We start from the raw sequence: 17,598 nt of genomic DNA on the forward strand, positions 1-17,598 counted from the left end.
CCGAAAAATGGGTCGGCGGCGACCGAACCGTAGACGCAATCAACTTAACTCCATCTCGACGACTGCCATCCACACCTTGGAGATAGTTGCGCGCGACCATCACGCCACCGAGGCTCAGGTCGAGGGTCAGTGTTATCTCCGTCAGAGTCAAACGTTCCATGACGTCGATGTGGTCAGCGTTAGCCGGTCTGCCTTAGTTGCCGTGGCGCTCGACCATGGCTCCGCGTCGGAACAGTTTCGCTGCGACGATGCCACCCAAACCCTCGCCCCGACTGGCCGGCTCGTGTCGCACCCGTCCAGTTTGCAGTGGCTTGTGACTTTCGGTGACTCTGAACCGGACATTTCTGGCCGAAGGCGCACTCACAAAGCATGTCCCCCAGGGCTTTGAATCCAAACGCATGATTTCTATGACATCGAGCAGAACTCGCTGCGCCACGAAGCCCATAAACATCCGTGAGTGTTCACCCAGTACATCGACACTTATCGAAATGCGCTGTGCCGCAGTCGAGAATGGATCAATATGGGCTCGGCTTCCCCCAGGGGGACTCGAACCGACACGGTGCGAATTTTATGTCCCTAGGGGTGGATTCGATTGAACTACGTTGGACTCAATAGTTGTTTTTTGCGACGCTTTTCGTGCAACACCGTCCGGACCGGTCCATCTCCGAACATACCGACTTGTGACACTCCCGTGACACCGAGCACTCGTGTTCGGAGCTCCGAACTTTCCTGAACCTGCACGAACGGCGATGGTCGGGGGTGGATGGGTCGAGGGTGGATGGGTCGATTCAAGTGCGAGCAATTGGCAAGAGTTCTTCGACCGCTCCGATTGGCTCTGACCTACTACACTCTGTCTCCACTGCACGACCAAGCACCCGAATGAACCGACCAAGATGAGGCGACCCAGTGTTTACGCTGCAGGTCGCCTCATCTTGTGCGTGTGTCGCAGAACTTTCCCGCAGTCGCTGCCGGTTCTGCGGCACACTTTATGCATGTCGAAAAACGGAGCCATCTTCTTCCTGAGTAACTCAGACATCGACCTGCATAAACTCGGTACGCTGCGATACGCCCTATCAACCAACGCTGCAACGCGCCTAGAGGACACCAACTACTTCGACACAAGTTGGGCAGCGGACGTCCCCAACCGGCCACCACCATCTCCAGATCCACACGATGGCGAAGCACCTGCCGGCCGCGCTTCCTATTCCGAGCAGTACGAGCGGATGGTGGCAGTTGAAAACGGCGAGTACGTTGGGTTCCTTGCAGGCCGTCTGGCCAAGAACGGAACCGACGCGTTCGTAGCGGTCCTAGCAGCGAAACAGCCAGGACACGGAGTAGGCAAGCTCCTACTCGCCGAGTTCGTCGACCGGGCCGTGGGTGAAGGGAAGACGCGGCTCAGATTGATGCCCGACGGCGGTGCTCACCACTCTGACCGTGTGCAATTCTTCGAAAGCAACGACTGGACTGGTGCCCGGACCGACCGAAGTACATGTGTAAACCAATCGGCTAGCCACCCGCAGATCGATGACGCGCGAAATCCTCGTCAGTCACCCCGACGGATTCGGCCCGGCCATACAGCGGAAGTTATGTCCAGACACCGATCCGTGCGCATTTCACTTCCAGATGAGCCGGCCGGAGGAGATGTGCTCGGATACCTGAGAGACCTCGGGTTCGGAGTCCGCAAAGCCTCCGACGGTAGCTGGACCATGACCGAACCACACCGTCCTGCGACGATGCTTGAAACCAAAACGCTCGCAGCCCCGTGGCGACACCATGAACTGTCCTGGGACTGGTGGAGACTGTGATCTCACCAGGAGAATGCAGATATGGGTGCACCAAGGAAGTTCGATGCCGAGACGCGTGAGCGAGCGGTTCGGATGTATCTGGACCGTCTGACCGAGCACGGCGACACCAAGGTCGGCGCTCGAAGACACGTCGGAGCGCTGGTCGATGTCAATCCCGCCACAATCCGAAACTGGGTCGGAAAGGACGCCCCCGGTGACCGCCGCGGGACAGTCACCAGGGGCGGGCGATCGCGATTCCGAACTGAAAGCATTCCGGCGCGAGAACTCCGAATTGTGAAGACCAACGAGATTCTCAAGACAGCGTCAGCGTTTCTCGCAGCGGCGGAGGTCGACCGCCGACTTCGGTGATCGTCGTCTACATCGACGAATACCGCGACCGGTTCGCCGGTCGTCCCGATCTGCACCGTGCTCCGCGAGCACGGCATCAAAATCGCCGCGTCCACCTATTACGCCGTCAAGAAACGCTGCACCATCACAGCGGCTGCCGTCGAGGAGGCGTACGCCGCGAACACCGTGCACCGGCTCTATGTGGCCAACAGGCGGCTCTACGGGATGCAGAGAATGTGGCATGCGATGAAACGCGCTGGTCACGACGTCGGCCGCGATCAGGTCGGCCGGCTGATGACGATTTGCGGCGCCGTCGGTGTGGTCCGCGGACGGCGGCGAACGGTGACCATTTGCGCTACGACCGGGCACCTCGGCACCCGGATCTGATCGACCGTCAGTGGAATGCACCGACCCGTCTCGATCACTTGTGGGTTGCCGATTTCACCTATTGCTGGGCTCTGGCCGGGTTCGTGTACACATCGTTCGTCGTCGATGTGTTCTCCCGCCGGATTCTGGGGTGGCGGGTGATGACGACGAAGGCGACACCGTTGGTGTCCGGAGTTCTCGAGCAAGCGTTGTTCACCCGCCGTAGGAGCGACCTCGCTTTCACTGAGGCATTGATCGAATCCGGGCTCGCCGGGTCGATCGGAAGCGTCGGCGATGCTCTCGACAATGCATTGATGGAATCGACGATCGGGCTGTACAAAACGGAGTTGGTCGATCGGCAGAAGTCGTGGACCGGACGGGCGGAGATCGAACGGGAAACAGCGTCGTGGGTGCATTGGTTCAATACCGGCCGGCTGCATTACTCGATCGGCTACCCCTCGCCCGTCGACTACGAGAATAAGTATCGTCAGAACCGCTCGACCGCCACCTCCGACCGCGAGGTGGTTTGAACCAGGTCTCCATCAGATCCAGGACGGTTCATCCAGACGGAGACGGCGGTTGCCCACCCCTGACACGTATGGTGCCCCGAGTCGATGACATCCAGCCGTCGAATGAAGCCTTCCGATCCGTTCGAGTCTGCGTCGTACGGCCATCGCTTCCGAAACACGAGCCCGGTGTTCGACTTCCGTAGCCGGACGTGCAGGCCGTCGTGTGTACGGCCGATCCTCGGCAGCAAAGACGCCCTGCGGGTGTGGGCGAGTGCTGATCCGGGTGGGTGGATGGCCGCGTCGTTTCTGATGACCGAGCAACCCGAACTTGAGCGGACGCACGCCCAGGTAGGCATTACTCGACGGAGACTGGCCATCGGTCGCCGACCTCGCTCGCGCAGCGACCGAGCAGATCGCCGCGTGAGCGCTCCGCGTAGCGCACTGCATCTGTCCTGCGGCGTCGTAGTCGAAATCGCTCAAGCGAGGCCGGTGTCGGTAGGCATGCGAACCGCAATCTGCCGGTCAACCGCCGCGCTTCGGTGGCCTCGACGTAGGGTCGACCAACGAGCCATATGCTAATCGATTAGCACATGCGCTTCCGACTCAGTCACTTGCGCGACGGCATCGCGGCCACCCGAGCAAAGGCCGATCCGCTCATCCTCGATTCGCACCCTTACCATGCACCACGAGGGCAGCGGACGGACTACTCCCCGTCACGCCCGAACGAAAGCAGCAAACGGCGTTGCAACTTCCCTCTCCTCGCGCGCATTCGAATCGGTAGTTTGTCGTACCTCAGACTCATATTGCTGACAACGCCTCTCACCTTGTAACTCACACCTAGCCGCGGAGCAGATCCGCATTGAGACAGTGGCCGCCGTCGACGCCCAGAACGCTAGATCGGAGGTCTTGCCGAACCAACTCGGCCAAGGATGAATTGGATAAGGTTTCGACGTGGCGGAGTTGTCACCAACCCACCAAATTTGCATTGCTAGTTCAGCTCACACAGTCGCAACAGCAGGGGAGACAGACGTGACACAGGCCGAACGATGGTTCATCGTCGACGCGCCGATCAGCGATGCCGAGCGCGATGCGTTCGGCCACACCGACGTTGCTTCCAACCTCAAGATGATGCTGCGCAGCCGCACCCACGGGCGACTTCTCATCGGTCTACTCGGACCCTTCGGGGTCGGTAAGAGCACCGTGATCGAACTGCTCAAATCAGACCTGCGCCATGATCGAACACACGCCCTCGTGCGGATCTCGGCCGAGCGTCACGAGAATGCCGGTCTCCATCGATCGCTGATTTACTCTTTCGCCGAGAAACTGGTCGAAGAAAAATGCATCACCGATGCCACAGCAGAAGACCTGTTGAGTGAGCTCGAGATGTCGTCGTCGATGATGACCGTCGACCCCACCGCAGCACCTCTGTTGATTTGGGCTCGGAAACTACGGCACGCCAGCGGGCGACTTCTGATTAACATCCTGCTCTGGATACTGGCGATCATCGCTACGGCAGGCCTTCTCACCCTGGTCCTCTCACTCATCGGTGTCGACATCACTCAAGCAGTGTGGACCTGGATCACCCTCGGCGCCGGATTTACCGCGATCCTCGCACCGACCCTGTCGACATTGTGGAGTGTCAGCAACGGTGATTCCTGGATCTCTTCGTGGCTACGACCAGGCCAGAGTACGTCGACGCGGCCACGAGTCGAGGCCGCAGACGAATTCGAGCGCGCATTCGCCCAACTTATCGGCAGAGTCAAACAAAGCGTCGTCATCGCGATCGACGACATCGACAGACTGTCCTCCGATGAGGTACTCGCCGCACTGAACGCAATCAGAAGCTTCCAGCTCACCTGCCCAGCCGACAAACGTCCCACCTTCATCGTGTCGGCCGATGAGGCCGTAATCCGTCAGGCGATCACCAAAGCGCACCCTGGGCTGGCATCGAGCCCCGGCGAAGACCGAGCGGCTGCGAAAGCCTTCCTTGACCGGTTGTTCGTCCAGCGCCAGCTGATGCCCCCACATTCGCGCCGGGATCTGCGCACCTACGCACGCGAGCTGCTCGCTACCGTCGATCATGCCGGAGCACACGCACTCGGAGCAGAACTCGACAACACGCTCGCAGTGCTGATCCATGACGGAGTCACAGACCCACGCCACGTCATCCGGCTGCTGAACGCATTCTTCGGCGACTACCGACTGGCAACACAACGCGAACAGCATCGGCGTACCCGCTCCATAACTCCGGGCGAAGTCACCGCGCACCCACGCACCCTCGCGCAAATGACCGTACTGAAGGTGGACTTTCCCGAGTTCTTCGAAAAGTTCAGCGAAGACACCGAAATCTTGGACCTCGTCGCAGAGGCCACACGCGACGGAAACACCGACCGGCTCGCCGAGCACGGCGTTCCACTCAACACACCATGGTACGCAGATCTATCCCGATTCGTTTCGCGAACAAAGGGATTCGTCCATCCTGTCGATGATATCCTCGCCTTCATCTATTTGGGCCAAGACGAGGTCGATCGACTGGCCGGCAGCAGAGACGCCCGCGAAATGCGACGACTGCTGGTCAACAACCAGATCGCGGGCCTCAACCAGCTACTGTCCCGTCGCAACACCGACCCGCAGACTCGACAACTCGACCGCCTCGTCCCTCTGATCATCGACACCCTCGACACTGTGTACGATCTTGAGCTGGCCAACACACTCGGCTCGATAACCCACATCATCGACCAGCTGCCAGCACCAGAGCGCCCGCGGATAGCGGACTCCTTCGGACGCGCACTGGCCCGCAGTACATGCACCGACCCACAACTCGACGGACTTGTAGAACTAGCTACCAGCTCCACCGAAGATGAACTCGCACAATCAATCACACAATATCTTCTGAGCACCGCCATTGCAGAAGACGATGCCACGACCCGAGCCCTGACAGTGCTCGCTCACCGAAGCGACCTCGCAGCCATCCTCGGACCAGACACCATCACCCAATTCCTCAACGAACGGATCACCGACCTCACCTCCGCCGATTACGACACATTCGAATCATGGTTCGACGCAGTCGACGCCTCCCCAGCGCCCGACCTACATCCCATCCTGAGTTGGGCAGTGCTAAGCGGCATCGACGCAACCGACGACGATATCTCGAACTCATGGGCCGACAAGGCACTAAACGTCTTCGATCCAGCCGGGCCTTCACACCGGGAGGAAGCGACCCAACTGATAACGAAAATCGTCGGCAGCGACGACATCGCATCGCAGGTAGGCCGACTCGCGCTTCTTGGATTCAGTGCGTGGAACTCCACCGACCCACAGGAGTTGGCCGACGTTGCGTTCGCCATCTATAACGGCGGACTCGCAGACGACGGAACACTCACTCGATCCATCCGACCGGACGCGGAAACAGCTGCCGTCGAATTGATGCGGTCGGCTGTCGCACACTCTTCTGCCCATGAGTTCACCATCGGAGGGCAGGAAGTCACAGTCCCCGTCGCGGCAGCTCGTTTCGCTGCCGCGGTCCTCGAATCGCAACAGGGAGAGGACCCCAGACCCCCGATCCGCCAACTCCTGATCGAACTGATCCAAGTGGATAGCGCGGCAGGATCAATCCTGGCTTCAGCGTTCGTCAACGCCTGGAACGAAGATGGGGTGATCGGAAACGCATCAGCCCACACCACCCTCGGTGCCGTCGTCCCCTATCTCGACGAACTCGACGAGCCCACAACGGCAGCGGTCCGGGACGCATTCGTCACCGCGACCGCACCGGCGGCAACACAGGAAAGTGTCGATGCCTACCTCACTACAGTGACCGCCGTACTCAGCACAGCAACCGGCAAGACATGGATCCCCACTTTTACGGAGAGCCTGCGATCGCAGATAACCTACTCGAACACCGAGTCCACCCAGCGAGCCACTCTAGCGCTCAACGCAATATTCACGAGTACCGATGTTCCCGACAACGAAGCCAGCGCAGTCTTGGAGTCGTACCGGCCCTTGTACTCTCAAAGCGGTAGCCAATCCACAGCCGCGTCAGCACTCACCACACTTAGATGGCCGGTCACTATGTGGTCCAGCGTTTTACAGCTTCTAGCTCAGTACCACTCCACGGTCTCCGAGAGAGACTACGAGGCCCTTGCGCGCCAGCTGTGCACTGTCAATCCCGTACCGGCCATCCCGAACGAGCTAGCCGCCGGCCTGCGCGATGCGATCGTCAAACTAGGCAGACAAGATCAGGCCCTCGCCGGCATCGACCACCTCACCCTTGCACTACCATTCGAGCAAGCAATCCTAGTGGCGACAGAATCCCCTGGAATGGGACACACACTCGTCGACGCCGTTGCGCAACAACCTGATCAGCTCACCGCTGTCAGTCTGTTCTTGCGCACTTTTCTGGCGCACCCGACCCCAGAATCTGGCGTTGAGGACCCGGGGCTTACAGCACTGATCGCATCTCACTACCCCAGCGAGTACACCCACACTGTCGACAAAGAGATCGACGGGCAACTTGCAGGAGACACCTACGCAAGCCACGCAGCGTGGACTGCGGTGCTCGCTCCACTGACCGGCGACGACGCCGAACATCTGTACACCGGCATCGACCGCGCACTGTCGGGCTCCGCCGGCGACGTCGAGAACGCCCAGGAACTAGTCCTCGCGAGCACCCTAGTCGACGGTCATCGACATCGAATCATCCCTCTCGCCACAGCCGCGCTCACACAATGGATCCGCGTCCACAAAGACCCGCACGTATCGGCCACACTGGCGGCATCGCTCGATCTCGACCCCGAAGCCCGCATCGCAGGTCGTGCAGCCATTGCGACCAGACCCCGCAATTCAGAGCAACGGCAGGCTTGGGAAGCGGCGATGAACAAACTCGAATGACACCCAGCGCCTCGACGACCTGTCCACGCTCCCACGCGCGCCAGGGCTGTATGCGTGGCAGGGGGGCACGGGAGCAGCCAGGCGACGGTCGTCCGGTCCGGTACCTGACCGAGAGTGAAGGGATTGTTCGATCGATCGAGAGGTTCACGGGGCGTTCGTGCCTGGGACCATTGCTCTTTCGCGACGAGACGCATCACGATCGACATCGACTTCCCTAGCACCGAGCCCAACATCGACGACAGGTATTCCGACGCCGTCAGTGCGATGTGGATGCTTCTGAAGGCCATGTCCGAGCCCGATCGGTTCGACTTCTCGGTAGACCACGACGATGTGCGACCGAACCTTGGCAAGAAGGAACGAGCGTTGGGAACAGCTACGGGAAGAAAGCGACATGGAACTGATGCCTGTTCACGCGCCGAACGCACCGTTTCGGTGCGGGTGTCGGCGGCGTCGACGAGATACGCGGCGACGGAAACCGGGTGTGCCGGTAATGCGACGTGCCCCTCTCAGTCGCACCAGCCGGAGAAGCGGCGCCACGCGGCGCCGTAGGTCTTACGGGTGCCCTCCGAGCGTGACGATTCGACTGCTTTTGCGATCCGCTTCGCGACTGCGGGCGGGATCTTAGGTTCCACTGCCGTCTGCGGATGCCCTACAACGCCTTCAGAAGCAGTTGTGGAGGGTGTTCGGTCTGGCCGGAAGCCACACTCGCAGCCTAGCGCAGGTCACCGACAGATCTGGCTAGCGAAAACTGTGCTGAACTGGCATTTCGGGATCGAAGGGGCGGAAATGCAATTGCGTGGCCCCGCGTCCGACCGATTCACCCAACCCACTATGCCCGTTCCACGCGGCCGCCCGATTGCTGAGGCACGAGAGCGACGCGCGCAGTAATTGTGCCGAGTCCCTGGACGTCGGTTCGGGTTCAGATGGAGCCTCAAGAAGCAGTTGCGACAGCGTTGTGACACCGAACGACAACGTGAGCCACACGCAAGCGCGCACCTGGGGAGATACGTATTATAGCTTATGAAATCGGCAAACTTTTGGGATCTGAAATCCGCTGTCTCGGTTGTCCACTTAAATCCACGGGAGACCACCGAAGACCACGATACCACCCGAAAAGCACTGTCCTGGTGCAGAATTCTGGATCCATATGGACTCTGGCGCCACCAGTCGGACTCGAACCGACACTGTGCGAATTTTAAGTCCGCACAGTGCAAAACCTCGCGCAGCGACCCCGAGCTATTCGCCTTTGCTGGACTATTCGGGAAGCGATGGCCATACTTGCTCAGCACGACGGATCCGAATTTGGTTTTTCCTCAATCGAATTCGGTGTACTTCGAGTGAACCCCGAAGCTCTTACTGATTGGGTATCTGTCCGCGTTATGGGTGAGCTTTGCCTCTGCGACGTCCGCTAGCCCTACACCTACCAGCCCAGCAACACGAGCCAGATGGTCGAAGGCCGCAGTAATTCGGCGTTCGACGCGTTCGAGCGAGGTTTCATCTTCGCCAACCGCTGACCACTGCCAGAATTCCAGAATCTCCCCAACTGCCCCTACGAGTTTTGCAAGAGCCAAAAACAGCAGGCGCTCTGAATCGGAGGCAGTGGTTCCCTGGCCCCTTTGCACTTGCCGGTCAGGCAGTGAGCACCCCAGAACGTCGAACAGCCTTAGGAGGTACAACGTGACGTCTGCAATCTCGCTGGTCACTGACTCCAAGGATGCCAGCCCGGCCTTGTCACCCGGGGAGGAGAGCGCGTCGGCTATCGCGTTAGAGAGCTCTCCGACCTCGCCACCCAAAGCCATAGCCAGGTTTTTTGGGGTGTGGAACTGGCCCCAGTCGCGTTCGATCGCGAACTCTCGCTGGTCGTCCATCACCTGCTGGAGCGTGGCCATGCCAAGGACGCTATCGCCGACCGCACGTAACCGCCAACATGGCGCGCCACTGCGTCGTCGGTCCAACAACAGACCATCCGTTTCAGATAGCCTTCCACTGCGGCCCGACGGACTTCCGCTGTGAGAAGCAGCTACGGACATGCCCCCACCCGCACGACTCGATTCGTGCTGCCTTGGGGACATTTCCGTGACATTGCTTCGTACTACCGCTGACAGAATTGTCGGCATGGCAGATCCTGCGTCGGTCAGTGAGCAATTGCTGGAACAGATGCTCTTCCGCACCGGTCGACGCGCAAGTCCTTCCGAGCAAACGTCGTGGAGCAAGAGCCTGCCGGCCTTCGCGCGTGACCTCATCGACGCAGGGTTGTCGAATGTCGAGATGCTCATCGAGTATCAGCTCCCACTTACCTCAAGACGTGTCGACGTAGTGCTCGCCGGTACGCATCCAGTGACCGGTGCAGCTTCTTACGTCTTGGTGGAGCTGAAGCAGTGGTCGTCTGCGTTCAAGTTCGAGGGCAACGAAGAGCTAGTAGATGTGCCCGGGATGCCGGGCGGCCCGAAGCTACATCCAGTCGCCCAGGTGCGCGGATATTGCGAATACATGGCTGACTTCACCAAGTCGCTGGCCGACCAGCCTGACGCGCTGGCAGGTGTCGCCTACCTACACAACGCGCTTGATCCAACAGCCGTGTCAGATCTGCGTGCCCTACCGCCATCGACTGACGGACGGCTGTTTACCGCGGCGGATCGCCAAGACCTACACGCGTTTCTTCGGTCACGGTTGTCAGCCACAGGCAGCAGCCACTCACCCGCAGACACGTTGATCCGATCCGCAGTCGCGCCTTCGCAGCAGCTTTTGAAGGTCGCTGCGGCTGAAGTTCGTGACCGCCCGCAGTTCCATCTGCTGGGTGAGCAGCAACTCGCCGTAGACCTCGTTCTTCACGCTGTCGAGCAAGCTCGGCAAGCTGACAGCAAGCAGGTCATCATCGTGACGGGTGGGCCCGGTAGCGGCAAGAGCGTGGTCGCGCTGTCCCTCGTCGGAGAGTTGGCTCGACGTGGCCGCGCAGTGTTGCACGCAACCGGATCACGTTCTTTCACCCAGACGCTGCGAAAAGTTGCCGGTCACCGCGCTCCACGCGTTCAGAAGATGTTCAAGTACTTCAATCAGTTCATGTCCGTCGAGCGAAACAGCCTGGACGTGCTCATCCTGGATGAAGCGCATCGGATCCGCGAAACATCCGTGGACCGCTATACCAGGGCTGAGCTCCGCACTGACCGCCCACAGGTGGACGAGCTCATTGCCGCCGCCCGCGTTCCCGTTTTCCTCCTCGATGAGCATCAGATCGTGAGACCCGGTGAAATGGGTTCGCTCGAACAGATCGAGGAGTACGCGAAGTCTCTTGGACTGACATCGCGTCACGTGCACCTCGGTGAGCAGTTTCGCTGCGGAGGAAGCGAAGAATACGTCCTTTGGACGAAGCGCCTCCTTGGTTTGACAGAAGGCGGGCCAATCCCCTGGCCTGGCGATCCTCAGTTCGAAGTGCAAGTTGCTGACAGTCCTGAGGAACTCGAACGGATACTCGCCAAACAGATGGAGCGCGGCTACTCAGCACGAATGACAGCTGGCTATTGCTGGAGTTGGAGCAACGCCCGCGACGACGGGTCGCTTGTCAACGACGTCACGATCAATAATTGGTCCCGACCTTGGAATAGCAAGAGTGACAGGCGAGTCGGCGATGCGCCTCCTGCCCCGCTCTGGGCAACCGAGGATGGCGGGTTCAACCAAGTCGGATGTGTCTACACTGCCCAGGGATTCGAGTACGACTGGAATGGTGTGATCTTTGGGCCCGACTTGGTTTGGCGCGATGGTCGGTTAACCGTGAAGCGGGAAGCGAACCGAGATCCCGACCTGAAGAACACCAAGAAAATCAGCGACATCCGCGTTGACTTATTGATCCGGAACATTTACAAGGTACTGCTAACTCGTGGAATGGTTGGGACCATTCTGTACTCCACCGACGCAGAAACGAGGAAAGCCCTTCACTCGCTGATCGACCCAAAGTAGATTTCCGCGAATTGAAACTTCGAACACGGCCCGACAGGCTTCCGTCTAGGACACGCCTCCACCCGGTGCGATCCCGGATAGGCCCTGTCTTGACCAGTTGGATCTACACATTTCACCCGACTATCCAGATCACCTGAACTTCGCTCGCTCAGACCGGCTGTGGGACACGCGAGTCAACCCATCTGTATCCGTCGGCGACGACATCTTCTTCTGGCGGTCACGCGGCACGCTTGCAGGCTGAGCGCGCGCAACGTCCGATTCATTCGCAATCTCAGCCAACTCCCCTCGTGCGCAGTGGCACGATGTCGATAGCGGCGGCTATCAGTACCGTTTTTCACTTGGACATGGTGAGCGAGCAGGTGAAGTCTACGATCCGATGGACAGCCATGGCCGCCGGCGCCGGGACGAACAAGCCTGCAGGAAATGGCCGGATCAAGATCGACAACCCTCAAGGCCAGCAGTTTCTTCGATCGCTTTTTGTGGGTCCCAGTGATATCACTTTCCCGTCAATTTCGGGCAATCCATTTAGCTACGGTGATGATTTGCGCGACCGGGCCGAACGTGAAATTGTCGTCCGACGTGGTCAAAAACGATTTAGACAGTCACTTCTCGACGCATATGACCGCAAGTGCGCGGTCTCGGATTCAGACGTCGAACCGGTACTGGAGGCCGCTCATATCTACCGATATTTCGGCGACCATGGCAACCACATCTCTAACGGAATTCTGTTACGAAGCGACTTACATGCTCTGTTCGATTTACGACTGATTGCGGTAGATCGAAATTACACGGTGCGTATCTCACCGGACCTGAAAAGCAGTGAATACAAAAGATTCCACGGCTCTTCGCTACGAATACCTGTCGCGAGTGAGGATTCTCCAAGTCTTCAGGCGCTAAGCAGACACGCGGATTCTTGTCAATGGTTTCAAGCTGAGAGGTAGAAGCAGCAGCACAATTACGCGCGACTGATTATCTCAGGACACTCGACCTTTTGGGAGCATCCTGCCCATGGCGTGGATCATTGGTGACCAATGAATGCGTTGTCGGTGCAGGTGGCCGGACGGGTTCGACGGCTGCACCGTCGTCGCCCACAACCGGCCACCGCATAACCGGCATCGATGAGAGCCTTCGCGAAACGAAGCGCCGTCGCAGCCTCGACCACTACGACCTGCAATAGCTGCGGAGAGGCCCTGGGGGTGATGACTATCGAACGGAATGGCCTACAAACCAACGCTGTTCACACCGAATTGGGCTTCGTCATTGCTGAAGCCCTCGTATATCAACTGATCAATCAGGCCCTGCCGTGAGAATGACGTGAAGTCGAGGTAGCTTTCAGCGCTCAGCGCAGCTTGCTCGTACCAATCGGGGTCGACGTAATCCACGGCGAAGGTCGCATCCGCCGTTGTGTAGTCCTCGTACTCCAACTGCTCGATCAAGCTATTCCGCGAAAAAGCGCTGAACTCGAGATAGCTCCTGGCCGACTGAACCGCGTTGCTTCGCGCTGCGCTCATCGCGGGCGCGGCCGGAGCAGGCTGAGTAGTGACTGGTTCGACCGCTCGGGTTGGTTGCGGCGCAACTGGAACCACTGGAGCCACTCGCGCTGCCGACGGCGCAGGTGCTTCTGTTGTGATCGCCGGCGCTGAGGACGCCGTCGGCGCAGGCGTACTTGGCCGAGAGATCGCGGGCGCAGGTGTTACCCGGGCCGACGCTTCCGTGGTGACGCGCGAAGTTGTGGCGTTGCTCGCTGACGTGCCATCGGACGACGACCCCTGGGCTCCGATAGCACCCACGAGGGCCACGAAAACTACCGCGGCTCCCGCGATCCATGGCCACTTCTTGCGGGTCGGCGGATCCGTACGAGGTGGAGCAAATGACCCGAAAGCTGGCTGAGTCGATGACGGACGTGCAGGCTGGGGCTGGAGAGCCGATGTCCACTGTTGGCCGTCCCACCACCGAAGCTGTTCGGAACGTTCGGGGTCTGGATACCAACCAGCAGGTGTAGTCACGGATATTCAATACCCCCTGGTCGGTAATTTGTTACACGACGACCATAGTGGTTGCTCGACGGCCTCGTTGTAGATCGCTGATCCGATTCCACCCCGATATCCGGCTCTGCAGCAGTCTCGCCTCGAAAAAATTCTCGAGGTCGTCGACCGCGCGTCGGCCTTGCTTTGCGCACAACCTTGTAGCAGGCCGGGTCCATGCTCGCTGAAGCCAGCACAATTCTTGTGGGAGCCGGGATCCGCGATTCGAACGGATCTCCGGCTACCGCTGGTAAAGCCTTTCAGCAGTTGTTGGGCTCATCGATTTTGACGACAGAGAGCACGGCGTCGCCCTCTTCGATCGGAACGCCGACGCCCGGGGTCTGATCGACGACGATCCAGTTCGAATCGTTGATCTGCGCGCGGCCGGCACCGGTCGCGTCTTCGCTACGCGAGAAGAACACTCCCGCATCCTGAATGAGGTTCTGAGCAGCCTGCAGGTTCATACACACCACCGGTGGCATCAGCACTGGCGCAGCGACGACCTCCGGTGCGGCGACAACCGGCGGTACCACGGCCGGTTCCGGTGCGAGTGCGGCCGGAGGCACCGTCGTTGTGGGCGTCGTTGTGGTTGCTTCAGCCGTTGTGGTCGCAGCGACAGTCGACGTATCACGCGCCGCCGACGGCTCGTCCGCGGACCCACATGCTGCGACGACGCCCGCCATCGCCACCCCCGCAACCGCGATGCTCACAGATCGCACGACGCGTCCGCGAAAGAAGGGGCTGGCATTACGGAGGGACTCGCCGAACATGATTGTTCTCCATACTTCCGAGATGTCCGCGCGCGGTCGCAGCGGAAGCAACGCGAAATAGATCGCGAGCCAGCCGAACCCGTTACATCCACTGCTGGACGTCGACCACTGATCGCCGGCGAGACGCAGTAATCGAAATCCCCCTTAATCCACTCAGTCCTGCTTCATCTGAAACAGATGGCCTCCGTTTGCTGGCCTATGCTTGATCGCTAGAATTCGCGCTACCTGTACGACCGATCAGCTCGATCCGAACTGCGGGGTCACATTTCCCGGGACGACTATCGGAGCAGGAGTCGGCTCGTTGCCCCACGCATTCGACGGAGTGAAGCAATTCCAGCTCGTCGTGAAGTCGCCGTCCGTCGGAACGACCATCGTGAGGTTGACTGCCACCCGAGCCGGCACAATATAGGTCTGCGTCTCGGTCGCGATTCCCCCGCCGTCGTATACCCGCGCTCTGCAGTTGACCTCGGTATCGCCTGCAATAACCCGCCAGGTGACGTCGTTGCCGACCTGTGTAAGCCGCGCAGTGGGCACTGGTGAGGCGAAGGGATTGGCGGAACCTGTCGAGAACTCGAACGGGCCGATTGCGCTCACCTGCGGCAGATCGTTGGCAACTGTTACCGCGGCAGAACCATCGTTATAGGAGTTCTGGTTGTTGTAGCACTCCCATGAGACGGCGTAATCGCCGGCGAGCGCCAACTCGAATGTCAAGGTAGCGGAAGTGAACGCTTCCACCGTCTGCACTCTCGCAAATGCGCGATCGGCCGTTCCCTGCTTTGCCTTCGCTGTGCAGAAGACATCCTCATCGCCGCCCTGAACATCGACGTAGACCCGGTTGCCTTCCTGGGTGATCGATCCCGTCGGCTGTACTGCCGCCGACGCGACACCCGAAAAACCGACAGTCAGCCCTAGACAGAGGGCGAACACCGACATCGCTCGCACAGTGTTCTTCATAGTCACTCGCTTCCGTAGGATTCCCGACCCTCGACCAGCGTGTTGATTGATTGTCCCCTTCCACGCACTCGAACATGTCGTTTCCGCGAACTCGATCAGCCGAAGCAGGCATCCCTACGTCATCCTATGCGTAGCGAAACAATTAGCACGGCAGGCTATTTAGATGATCTAACGACCACGCCGGCATCATGAATCCCAGACGCTCGGCCGGTCTCGTTCGCCTGACTCTTGCGTGCCTATTCGTCGAACAGCTCGGACTTCTGAGCGAGCACCCGACGCATGTGCTCGTCGACCATGTCTTTTGCGAGCAACCGGTGCACCTGCACGGTCCGCACCTGGCCCATCCGATGCGCTCGCGCGATTGCTTGGACCTCGGTACTCGGCTTCTACTGCGGCTCAGTGAGAATCACTACAGAGGCGGCCTGAATGTTCAGGCCCACTCCCCCGGCCTCGATCTGACTGACGAGCACAGCACGACCTCGATGTGCGGTGAACACGTCGACCATCTTCTGTGTGACCGCGATTCAGATGGCATGGCATTCAATCGACGTTGGCGGCGAGCAACGATTGTTCTCGAAGGTACAGCGCTGCAACAGTGGTCCAACGTCAACGGCGCGCCAGATGTGACCGTACTTTGACGGCCGACACCACCCCATCGAAACATCTGAAGGCGACGGAGATGATACTGGAACCATGTCGATGCAGCAGATTCTGGCAGGACTACGGACCCTGGACGGTGTCCTCGAACTCGCACCCACACCGGGGAGCGAACATCCCGAGATCTCGTGGGGCGATCACTTCTTCTACTACGCGCCCGACGGCCAGGTTCCGCGCAACCGCCAGCCCTACGCGACGGTCGTCACCAAGAACTATCCGGACGACACGGCTTCCCGTCTCGAAGCACCCGATCGCTGGCGACTGAACATCCACGTCGGGGCGCCAGCCTTCTCCGAACTGATCGGATACGCGCCGGGCGACATCGATGCGGCAGCTCTGGACTACAGCACCGAGGACGTGTTCAACCCTCACCCGCTGTACGGCGCGTACGGGTGGGTCTGCGTGGTGAATCCCGGCAGTTCGACGCTCGATCGCGCTCTGGATGCTCTCCGCAGCGCACATCTCGATGACCGACGACGCGTCGAGCGTCGTCAGAGCTGAGACATACCCGCCCCGGACGAATGGCCCAAAGCTGTTGCGAACGAAGGCTCAGCGCTTGCGTGCCTCTATCAGGAATCGACTTGAGTGCGCGACGAACGGACCCTCGTCCTCGATCTGGTGGTGCAGCTCCCGCAGCTGCCCGCGGTACTGGTCGACGGTGAAGCCTGGGACCATCCAAATCACTTTGCGCAGAAAGTAAATCACTGCCCCGATATCGAAGAACTCCACCTTCAGGCGCTCGAATCGGAGGTCTACGACATCGAGTCCGACAGCAAGAACTTGGGCGCTTTCGTCGTCGTAATGGCGGCTACGTCGGACACACTTCGGCTGCGGCCCTAGAAAATACTCGACCAGCTCGAAGACACTGGAATGCCCGACGTGCTGAGCGAAGTACGTTCCGCCCGGTTGCAGAACACGACTGACCTCGCCCCACCACACCGTCGCGGGATGACGACTCGTCACCAGATCGAAGGCATCATCGGCGAAGGGCAGCGGCGGCTCATCCTGGTCGACGACGACGACCACGCCGCGCGGACGAAGCAACGTGGTTGCCTTCGCGACATTCGGTGGCCACGACTCGGTTGCCACCATCACCGAAGGCATCGCCGGCGCGCCGGCGAGAACCTCACCTCCGCCGGTCTGAATGTCGAGCGCCGCGCTCGCCTGCCCGAGCTTCTCCCCCATCAGGCGCTGGTATCCCCACGACGGACGCTCTTCGGTGGCGCGGCCCTCCATCCAGCTGAAATCCCAACCATCGACCGAGGCGGATTCTGCCTCGGCTACCAATTCGTCGAATGAACGTGCCACGTCCTGCAGCCTCCCAGATCCCCTTGCCTCCGTCGAA

The 17,598-nt window shown here is 59.9% G+C and carries 10 protein-coding genes, 2 pseudogenes and 1 other annotated feature; of the genes and pseudogenes, 6 read left to right on the plus strand and 6 right to left on the minus strand.

Going from position 1 to position 17,598, the window contains the following annotated elements:
* The first annotated feature begins 992 nt into the window (after positions 1 to 992).
* Together D8W71_RS22200 and D8W71_RS22205 are read left to right on the plus strand one after the other, a co-directional pair.
* Positions 993 to 1,805: a GNAT family N-acetyltransferase gene (locus tag D8W71_RS22200; RefSeq protein WP_161965493.1), complete on the plus strand. Its 813-nt coding sequence runs from the start codon at positions 993 to 995 to the stop codon at positions 1,803 to 1,805.
* A gap of 21 nt (positions 1,806 to 1,826) precedes the next feature.
* Positions 1,827 to 3,028, plus strand: a pseudogene (locus D8W71_RS22205) (IS3 family transposase).
* Positions 2,111 to 2,243: a sequence feature (AL1L pseudoknot), on the plus strand. Its footprint overlaps the pseudogene before it by 133 nt.
* A gap of 432 nt (positions 3,029 to 3,460) precedes the next feature.
* On the opposite strand, the pseudogene D8W71_RS28440 reads toward D8W71_RS22205, so the two are convergent.
* Positions 3,461 to 3,557 (minus strand): annotated as a pseudogene (locus tag D8W71_RS28440) (IS21-like element helper ATPase IstB); the annotation flags it as partial.
* A gap of 479 nt (positions 3,558 to 4,036) precedes the next feature.
* On the opposite strand from D8W71_RS28440, the gene D8W71_RS22220 reads away from it, so the two are divergent.
* A complete protein-coding gene (locus D8W71_RS22220) occupies positions 4,037 to 7,894 on the plus strand; it encodes a P-loop NTPase fold protein (protein ID WP_121116632.1) in 3,858 nt (1,285 codons plus the stop codon).
* Positions 7,895 to 9,207: 1,313 nt separating this feature from the next.
* Here the strand turns inward: D8W71_RS22220 and D8W71_RS22230 are convergent.
* Positions 9,208 to 9,783 carry a hypothetical protein gene (locus D8W71_RS22230; RefSeq protein WP_121116634.1) on the minus strand — a complete coding sequence of 192 codons (576 nt, stop codon included), beginning with the start codon at positions 9,781 to 9,783 and terminating at the stop codon, positions 9,208 to 9,210.
* 187 nt (positions 9,784 to 9,970) lie between these two features.
* Between D8W71_RS22230 and D8W71_RS22235 the strand changes: the two genes are divergently transcribed.
* Together D8W71_RS22235 and D8W71_RS22240 are read left to right on the plus strand one after the other, a co-directional pair.
* Positions 9,971 to 11,848, plus strand: a complete 1,878-nt coding sequence (locus D8W71_RS22235; RefSeq protein ID WP_328588805.1) for a DUF2075 domain-containing protein — start codon at positions 9,971 to 9,973, stop codon at positions 11,846 to 11,848.
* Positions 11,849 to 12,192: 344 nt separating this feature from the next.
* Positions 12,193 to 12,789 (plus strand): HNH endonuclease, encoded by a 597-nt coding sequence (locus D8W71_RS22240; RefSeq protein WP_236078116.1) that lies wholly within the window; start codon positions 12,193 to 12,195, stop codon positions 12,787 to 12,789.
* A 279-nt stretch (positions 12,790 to 13,068) separates the two neighbouring features.
* On the opposite strand, the gene D8W71_RS27685 is transcribed toward D8W71_RS22240, so the two are convergent.
* The 3 genes from D8W71_RS27685 to D8W71_RS22255 form a co-directional block, all read right to left on the minus strand.
* Entirely contained in the window at positions 13,069 to 13,854 is a 786-nt protein-coding gene (locus tag D8W71_RS27685; RefSeq protein ID WP_201265163.1) for an Ltp family lipoprotein, read from the minus strand.
* Between the two features lie 278 nt (positions 13,855 to 14,132).
* Complete coding sequence (locus D8W71_RS22250; protein ID WP_121116642.1) at positions 14,133 to 14,642, minus strand: hypothetical protein; 510 nt, start codon at positions 14,640 to 14,642, stop codon at positions 14,133 to 14,135.
* Between the two features lie 237 nt (positions 14,643 to 14,879).
* Positions 14,880 to 15,596, minus strand: a complete 717-nt coding sequence (locus D8W71_RS22255; protein ID WP_121116644.1) for a hypothetical protein — start codon at positions 15,594 to 15,596, stop codon at positions 14,880 to 14,882.
* 693 nt (positions 15,597 to 16,289) lie between these two features.
* Between D8W71_RS22255 and D8W71_RS22265 the strand changes: the two genes are divergently transcribed.
* Positions 16,290 to 16,754, plus strand: a complete 465-nt coding sequence (locus D8W71_RS22265; protein ID WP_121116646.1) for a DUF6194 family protein — start codon at positions 16,290 to 16,292, stop codon at positions 16,752 to 16,754.
* A 48-nt stretch (positions 16,755 to 16,802) separates the two neighbouring features.
* On the opposite strand, the gene D8W71_RS22270 is transcribed toward D8W71_RS22265, so the two are convergent.
* Positions 16,803 to 17,561, minus strand: coding sequence for a methyltransferase domain-containing protein (locus D8W71_RS22270; protein ID WP_121116648.1), 759 nt, complete (start codon positions 17,559 to 17,561; stop codon positions 16,803 to 16,805).
* Positions 17,562 to 17,598: the final 37 nt, after the last annotated feature.

The organism is Rhodococcus sp. P1Y (assembly GCF_003641205.1).
Taxonomy (GTDB): domain Bacteria; phylum Actinomycetota; class Actinomycetes; order Mycobacteriales; family Mycobacteriaceae; genus Rhodococcoides.